The sequence below is a fragment of the Azospirillum formosense genome (assembly GCF_013340925.1).
Classification (GTDB): domain Bacteria; phylum Pseudomonadota; class Alphaproteobacteria; order Azospirillales; family Azospirillaceae; genus Azospirillum; species Azospirillum formosense.
This window is the reverse complement of the sequence record NZ_WHOR01000330.1, coordinates 1-5,559: the sequence shown is the minus strand read 5'-3', so window position 1 is coordinate 5,559 and position 5,559 is coordinate 1. Positions and strand designations below refer to the sequence as shown.

The following is a 5,559-nucleotide window of genomic DNA, read 5'->3' as shown; positions in this document are numbered from 1 at the left end:
GGGTGGGGGCAAGACCTCCCCAAGGGTTTCCCTCACCCCGCCGGAGGCTGCAGCACGGCGATCTCCTTGCCGTCCTCCGAATAGGTCCGCAGCGGTTCGATCAGCAGGCCGCGGCGGTAGACGCCGTGCTGCATCAGCGCGCCGGAGGGGAAGAAGCGGCGCAGCACCCCGTCCTGGAGCCCGTCCAGGAAGGCCGCGCGCTCGCTCACCGTGCCGTCGTCGTAATAGCCCAGCACCGGGCCGTGCAGGCGGTCGTTGGCGTAGCTCTCCCGCCGCATCGGGCGGCCCTGCGGGCTATGGAACAGCGCCTCGCCCTCGCGCTTGCCGTCGCGGTACTGGAAGACGGCGGCCACCGTGCCGCTCTCGTGGAAGAAGACCGACGGACCGTTGAGAAGGCCGTCTCGGTAGGTCATGCGGCAGGTCGGGCGGGCGTTGGCGTAGAAGGTGGTCTGGCCGTGCTGGACGCCGTCCGCGTATTCCGCCACCTGGACCAGCGCACCGCCGGGCGCGTAGTTCCGCACCTCGCCATGCAGCCGGCCGGCGCGCAGCCGGGCGCGCAGGATCGGGTGCCCGTCCTCGCCGTAGGCGGTGAAGAGGCCGTGGAACTCCTCGTCGCGCATCTCGCCGCTGCGCACGATGCGGCCCTGCTCGTCGCGCTCCTCCACGGGCTGGGGCTCGGACACGGCGTGGTCGGCCATCTCAATTCACCTTCACCAGGGTGCCCTTGACGGTCATGATGGCGCCGGCGCTGACCTCGCCCATGGTCTGGGCCTTCAGCGTGGCCGACAGCCCCTCGGCGGACAAGGCGAGGCCGGCCTTCAGGTTCATGCCCAGGCTCGCCTTGACGTCCATGCCCATGCCCGACTTGATCTCCATCGCCATGCCGGACTTGGCGTTGAAGGCGCCGCCGGCGTCGAGCGTCATGCCGGTGCCGGACTTGACGCCGACGTCGCCGGAGGTGGCCGTCACCTTGACCGACTTGCCCTTGATGACCACGTCGCCGGTCACGTCGATGGTCAGGTTGCCCTTCACCGTCAGGGTGTAGTCGCCGTCGGCCTTGTGGATGAAGTCCGCCTTGTTGGTGTGGGTCTCGTTGTCCTTCACCGTCACGGCGCGCGTGCCCTTCGCGACCTCGTGAGTCTCGTTGCCCTCAGACACGGTGATGCTGTGATCGTTCTTCACGGTCAGCTTGCGGTCGTGCTGGATGTCGATGGTGCTGTCGTTCTCGACCGTCTCCACCTCGTCGTGCTTGATGAGGCGGGTCACGTCGTTCAACACCTCGACGTTCATGTCCTTCTGGGCGTGAACGAAAATCTCCTCGGCGTCGGCCTTGTCCTCGAAGCGGATCTCGTTGAACTTGCCGGTGCCGTTCTTGGAGGTCTGGGTCTTGATGGTGCTCTTGGTCGAATCGTCGGGCAGGGTGTAGGGCACCGTCTGCTCGGCGTTGTAGACCGAGCCGGTGACCAGCGGGCGGTCGGGGTCGCCGTCGAGGAAGGTCACGACGACCTCCTGCCCGACGCGCGGGAAGAACATGATGCCGTAGTTCTTGCCCGCCCAGTTCTGCGCGACGCGGACCCAGCAGGAGCTTTTCTCGTCCTTCTTGCCCAGCCGGTCCCAGTGGAACTGCACCTTGATGCGCCCGTACTTGTCGAGCCAGATCTCCTCCCCGCTCTTGCCGACGACGATGGCGGTCTGGGTCGAGTGGATGCGCGGCTTCACCGCCGTGTCGAGCGGGCGGAAGGGCAGGTCCGGCGGGAAGGCGGTGAAATGGGCGTTGAAATGGCCGCTCGCCCCGTCGATGCGCACCGAATGCAGGACATACTCGGCGTTCAGGTCGCTCTTGCGGTGGCCTGACACGGTGATGCGCGTCCCGGCCTCCAGCGACCGGCATTCGCCGCTGCCGCGCACCCGGCGTCCGGGAAAGGCCAGGGCCTGCTGGCGCAGCTTGGCCATCGCCTCGCCATCCGACGAGGTGGTGTGGCGGCCCATGTAGTCGCTGACCGTGCCGAAGCCCGACGCGCCTTCCGCCGTGGCGTAGAGGTCGGTCGAGGGCGTCTCGAAATGGAAGCCGTCGATGCCGTAGCTCTTGGTCGTCACGCGCCGCTCGACGCTGAGCCCGTTCAGCACATGGTCCTCGTCGTCGTGCCCTTCGGTGGCGCGGTATTCGAAGGCGTCGAGCAGCGGGCTCTTGGCGAAGGCGTTGGCCCCGTCGCCCAGCACCAAGGTGTGCTTCCCGTCCTCATGCGCGAAGTAATAGAAGATGCCTTCCTCTTCGAGCAGACGGGCGACGAAGTTGTAGTCGGTCTCGCGATACTGCACGCAATATTCGCGCTTGGCGTAGGTCCCGGTCAGCGATTTCTTGAGGTCGGTGTAGCCGGCGCCCTTGCAGACCTCCTCGACGATTTCCGGGACTGTCTTCTCCTGGAAGATGCGGCAGTCGCCGGAATGGGTCAGCATCCACAGCCAGGGGTGAAGCTCCGCCTCGTAATGGGCGACCTGGCCGCGGTCGTCGACGTGGGTCAGCTCGATCCGTCCGACGATGGCGTTGATGTAGCGCACCGTCTCCTGGTCGCCGAGCGTGATGGCGACGGTCACCGCCTTGCCGACGACGCGGTCGAAGGCGATGTCCTCGTCCGACGAGATCATGGTGACGCGGTAGGTGAACAGCGACGACAGCCGCTCCTCCCCCACGATGGTGCGCAGCGCCAGCGCGTCCGCCCCCAGCGGGGTGGTGATGGACAGGTACTGGCCGTCCTGGGTAAAGCGCTTCGCCATCCTCGCCGCTCCCCGGTCAGGTTGCCGTGCCGTCCACGCTCACGGTGAAGCGGCCGTCCGCGCCGTGGTCCACGGTGATGCGGCCCACCGGCTGGCCGGCGGCGACGCGATCGAGGATGCGGATCGCCACCTCGGGCACCACGAATTCCGACAGCAGCGTGTCGATCATGCGCGCCCCGGCGTCGGAGTTCAGCGCCCGCAGCACCAGCGCCTCCACCGCCGCGTCGGTCACGGCCAGCTCGGCGCCGCGGTTGCCGGCGGTGCGGCGTTGCAGCTTGTCCAGCTTCATCGTCACGATGCGGCGGATCTGCGCCTCGCTCAGCGGGTAGTAGGGCACGACCGACAGGCGGCCGAGGAAGGCCGGGCGGAAGCGGCGGCGCAGCACGTCGGAAATGGCGGCCAGCCCCTCTTCCCGCGCCTCGCCGATGCGCCCGGCGTCGAGCGCCTCGCGGCCCAGAGCGAACAGCTCCGTGTCACCGAGGTTGCTGGTCAGCAGGATCAGCGTGTTGCGGAAATCCACCTCCACGCCCTCGCCGTCCTCCAGCACGCCCTTGTCGAAGACCTGATAGAACATGTCGAGCACGTCAGGATGGGCCTTCTCGACCTCGTCCATCAGCACCACGGCGTGGGGACGGCGGCGCACCGCCTCGGTCAGGACGCCGCCGCTGCCGTAGCCGACATAGCCGGGAGGGGCGCCGCGCAGGGTCGCCACGGCGTGGGCCTCCTGATACTCCGACATGTTGATGGTGATCAGGCTGTCCTCGCCGCCGTTCAGCAACTCGGCGAGCGCCAGGGCGGTTTCGGTCTTGCCGACGCCGCTGGGGCCGCTCAGCAGGAAGACGCCGATGGGGCGGTGCGGCTCGCCCAGCCCGGCGCGGTAGCCGCGCACGGCCCGCGCGATGGCCTGGAGCGCCTGCGGCTGGCCGACGACGCGGGCGGCCATGCGGTCCTCCAGCGTGGCGACCACCTCCAGGTCGTCCTTGGACATCGAGCCGACCGGGATGCCGGTCCAGTTCGACACCACGGCGGCGACCACCGCGCCGTCCACCCGGTGCGGGACCAGCGGGCTGTCGCCCTGGATCGCTTTCAGCTTTTCCGTGGCCGCGGCGGCCTCCACGGTGTGGCCGGCCTTCAACGCGGCCTCCACCGCATCGACCAGATCGCGCTCGCGCGTCCAGCGCTCGTCGAGCGCGGCCTTCTCCAGGGCCAACGCGCCGCGGCGTTGCGAAATCTGCGACAGGCGGGCGTGGTGGGCGGTGCCGGGTTCGGCCTCCAGCCGCTCCGCCTCGCGGGCCAGGATGGCGTCCTCGCGCTCCATCGCCTCGATGGCCTCGGGCTTGGAACTGCGGGCGATGGCGACGCGGGCGCAGGCGGTGTCGAGCACGCTGATCGCCTTGTCGGGCAACTGGCGGGCGGGGATGTAGCGGGCGGACAGCGCCACGGCGGCGGCGATGCCGTCGTCCAGCACGCTGACCCCGTGATGCTCCTCGAAACGGCGGACGAGGCCGCGCAGCATGGCCGCCGCCGCCGTCTCGTCCGGCTCCGGCACCGAGACGGGCTGGAAGCGGCGGGCCAGCGCCGGGTCCTTCTCGAAATACTTCTTGTACTCGGCCCAGGTGGTGGCGGCGATGGTGCGGAACTCGCCGCGCGCCAGGGCGGGCTTCAGCAGGTTGGCGGCGTCACCCTGGCCGGCGGCTCCACCGGCGCCGATCAGCGCGTGCGCCTCGTCGATGAAGACGACCATCGGGACGGGGGAGGCGGAGACCTCCTTGATGATCGACTTCAGCCGGTTCTCGAACTCGCCCTTCACCCCGGCCCCGGCTTGCAGCAGCCCGAGGTCGAGCGTGCGGATGACCATGCCGCGCAGCGGCGGCGGCACGTCGCCCTCGGCGATGCGCAGGGCCAGACCTTCGACGATGGCGGTCTTGCCGACGCCGGGGTCGCCGACCAGGATCGGGTTGTTCTGGCGGCGGCGCATCATGACATCGATGACCTGCCGGATCTCGCGGTCGCGCCCGATCACCGGGTCGATCTTCCCGGCCTTGGCCTGGGCGGTCAGGTCCTGGCTGTATTGATCGAGCATGGCCCGCCCGTCCGAGGCGGACGAGACCGGAGCGGCGGCGGGAGATGAGTCGGACGCGGCGGCGGACGGTCCGCCCTTCTTCAGGACGCGCACCAGCTCCGGCAGGTCGGACGCGGTGCGCTCGCGCGGCAGGGCGAGCAGGGAGGGGGCGGACTCCGTCACCACCGCCCGCACGGAATCGCAGGCGACCGCGGCCCAGAGGATCGCCGGCAGGACGATCTGCGGGCTGTCCAGATGGGTGACGGAGATCAGCAGCGCCGTCTCCAGCATCTCCGGCACGCGGGGGGAGAAGGCCGGGGTGCGGCTGTTGCCGCGGCGGATGCGGTCCAGCGCCGCTTCCAGTTCCGTCTCCAGCCGGCCCGCCTCGACGCCGTAATGGCGCAGGATGCCGGCGACGGTGGCGTCCTTCAGCCGCAGCAGAGCCAGCAGCACATGCTCCGCCTCGACGTCGTAATGGGTCTGCGAGACACACAGCGCGGCGGAGCGTTCCAGAACCTTGCGCCCGTCGCGGTCGAGCTTTCCGATGAGGGACTTGATGTCGGCGGTCACGGGACGGCTCCCTGGGATGACGTTGCGGGCGGGGCGGGATCAGGTGCGTTCGAAGTCCCCTCTCCCCCCGGCTCTTTTTACAATCTCCGAGCCCCCCAGACCAAAGCGAAAATCGGATGGCGGCTTCTGGTTTGAAAAAAAACAAAAATCAA

General features: G+C 69.0%; 3 protein-coding genes. All 3 read right to left on the bottom strand.

The window, feature by feature from the left end; translation table 11 throughout:
- Positions 1-32: 32 nt before the first annotated feature.
- Genes GBZ26_RS26375 through tssH form a run of 3 tightly spaced genes read right to left on the bottom strand, consistent with a single transcriptional unit; the run spans position 33 to position 5,407 of the window.
- Complete coding sequence (locus GBZ26_RS26375; RefSeq protein ID WP_174441376.1) at positions 33-698, bottom strand: toxin-antitoxin system YwqK family antitoxin; 666 nt, start codon at positions 696-698, stop codon at positions 33-35.
- Between the two features lies 1 nt (position 699).
- On the bottom strand, positions 700-2,775 hold the full coding sequence (locus tag GBZ26_RS26370; RefSeq protein WP_174441375.1) for a type VI secretion system Vgr family protein: 2,076 nt from the start codon (positions 2,773-2,775) through the stop codon (positions 700-702).
- Between the two features lie 16 nt (positions 2,776-2,791).
- Positions 2,792-5,407: a type VI secretion system ATPase TssH gene (gene tssH / locus GBZ26_RS26365; protein WP_174441374.1), complete on the bottom strand. Its 2,616-nt coding sequence runs from the start codon at positions 5,405-5,407 to the stop codon at positions 2,792-2,794.
- Positions 5,408-5,559 lie beyond the last annotated feature (152 nt).

Bases quoted from the DNA above. Each gene is read 5' to 3' on its own strand.
- GBZ26_RS26375 (WP_174441376.1), bottom strand. From the start codon at position 698: ATGGCCGACCACGCCGTGTCCGAGCCCCAGCCCGTGGAGGAGCGCGAC.
- GBZ26_RS26370 (WP_174441375.1), bottom strand. From the start codon at position 2,775: ATGGCGAAGCGCTTTACCCAGGACGGCCAGTACCTGTCCATCACCACC.